This is a genomic window from Moorena sp. SIO3I8, assembly GCF_010692325.1.
GTDB lineage: Bacteria > Cyanobacteriota > Cyanobacteriia > Cyanobacteriales > Coleofasciculaceae > Moorena.
Window position 1 is genome coordinate 1 of record NZ_JAAHHW010000296.1, and the last position, 2,055, is coordinate 2,055.

Annotated in this window: 2 protein-coding genes; both read left to right on the top strand. The window is 46.8% G+C overall.

Going from position 1 to position 2,055, the window contains the following annotated elements:
- Window positions 1–263: 263 nt before the first annotated feature.
- A complete protein-coding gene (locus F6K51_RS36345; RefSeq protein ID WP_293030790.1) occupies window positions 264–800 on the top strand; it encodes a helix-turn-helix domain-containing protein in 537 nt (178 codons plus the stop codon).
- Between the two features lie 31 nt (window positions 801–831).
- Window positions 832–1,512 (top strand): transposase, encoded by a 681-nt coding sequence (locus tag F6K51_RS36350; protein WP_293030793.1) that lies wholly within the window; start codon window positions 832–834, stop codon window positions 1,510–1,512.
- The last annotated feature ends 543 nt before the right edge of the window (window positions 1,513–2,055 follow it).

The window sequence follows — 2,055 nt, forward strand, 5'->3', positions numbered from 1 at the left end:
CAGACAGGTACTGGTGTAGCTTCAGGTGGTATAGGTCTGCTAGAAGCAGCTTCAGAAGGTATAACAGGACCGGCAGCAGCATTAGCCAGTTCCACACCAAGTTTCACATTAGGTGGAATTAGTGTTGGTTTTGGTCTGCTCGGTACCCTAGTGCAGCGCGGCAGAAATACTTGAGCAGCTGCTGATAATGGTAAAATAGAAGGATGAACTGCTTACCTACTCGATGCTCAGCTTACCCTATTGTACTCTTCACAACTTGTGCTATGCCTGACCCCCATCCCCTGAAGATTAAATTATCACAGCAACAGCGAAGTTTACTCGAACAGTTAGTGCGTCGTCACAGTAGCCCTCAAGGATTAGTGGAACGGGTGAGGGTCATTTTATTGGCTGCCGAGGGTATGAATAATACTCAGATAGCTCAAAAGTGGCAACTCGCACGTAATACTGTGCGAACCTGGCGAAAACGCTGGTCTGTTGCGACCGAGCGTTTGATAAGTATAGAAGCAAAGGGTATCACTGACAAAGAACTGCTACAAATGATGGTAGACAGTTTAGGGGATGCACCACGACCAGGTACACCAGCGACATTCACCACGGAGCAAGTAGTACAGATTGTTGCTACCGCTTGTGAGTCGCCTCCGAGTTTTGGGCGTCCGGTGAGTCACTGGACAACCAAAGAATTAACCTCGGAAGTAGTTAAACGAGGCATAGTGGAGCAGATTTCTCAACGCAGTGTGAGGCGTTTTTTAAAACGAGGCGACTCTACAACCCCATCGAAGTCGTTATTGGCTCAACGCTAACCCGGATGACCCAGAAGAATTCAAACAACAGGTGACAGCTATTTGTCAGTTGTATGAACAAGCTCCAACTTTGTCAAAACAAGGGGTTCATCTAGTAAGTACCGATGAGATGACAGGCATCCAGGCACTTGAACGTGCGGCTGAGACTTTACCGATGAAACCAGGACGCATTGAATGTATTGAATTTGAGTACATTCGCCATGGTACAGTGAGTCTGATTGCTAATCTGGAGATTGCTACAGGAAAAGCGATCGCTCCTACGATTAGTCCAACTCGTTTTGAATGTGACTTTGCTAACCATATTGCCAATACCATTGAAACTGACCCAGATGGGGAGTGGATTTTTCGGGTTGACCAACTCAACATTCACAAATCAGCTTCCCTGGTGCGACTGGTTGCTGCTTGCTGTGAAATCGACACGGACTTAGGGGTCAAAGAACAATTTGGTATTCTCAAGTCCATGGCAACTCGTGCTGCTTTCTTGTCTGATGCCAGTCACCGTATTCGTTTCGTCTACATCCCAAAGCATACCTCTTGGTTGAATCAGATTGAGTGTTGGTTCAGTATTTTGGTCAGGCGCTTGCTCCGCCGTGCCAGTTTTACCTCTACTGTGGAATTAAGCGATCGCATTCTAGAATTTATTGATTACTTCAACCGCACTATGTCCAAGCCTTTTCAATGGAAGTACAAAGGAGGTCAACAGGTTGAGTAATCTAATCTGGTGGCAGCTGAGATCATGTCCACCTCAAACAGCCTGAGTTATGTCCAACCTTGTACCAAAGGTGCCTGCCTTGATGATGTAGTGTCAGGCTGTTGGGGATTCTGGTACAAGGTTGGGAGCAGTTTGGGCTACCAAGTTAAGGCAGGACTTGAGAAACTCAAGGAGAGAGTCAGAGTTGAGAACTAGTTCGCGGCATAGTGCCGCGAACTAGTTCCTTTTTTTGAGAAGACATCATGCCCTCAGCTGGTTCACTGTTACCGTGCTCATTGCATCCTCAAGGGATGGGGGTTAGGCATAGCCTAGTTGTGAAGAGTGTAATAGGATGAGCTGAGCATCGAGTGGGTCAGCGGTTCATCCTTCTGTTTCACCATTATCCGCAGCTGCTCAAGCATTTCTACCGCGCTGCACTAGGGGGGCAAAATTCAGTATCAAAAAACTTTTCAGATATCCTCTTAGAAAGGGGGACTTTGAGTAGGTAATAGGTAATAGGTAATGGAAAAACGCGGCAAAACCACCAGCATCAGCAATCGGTTT

Coding starts and splice junctions, on each gene's coding strand:
- F6K51_RS36345 (WP_293030790.1), top strand. CDS start 264: ATGCCTGACCCCCATCCCCTGAAGATTAAATTATCACAGCAACAGCGA.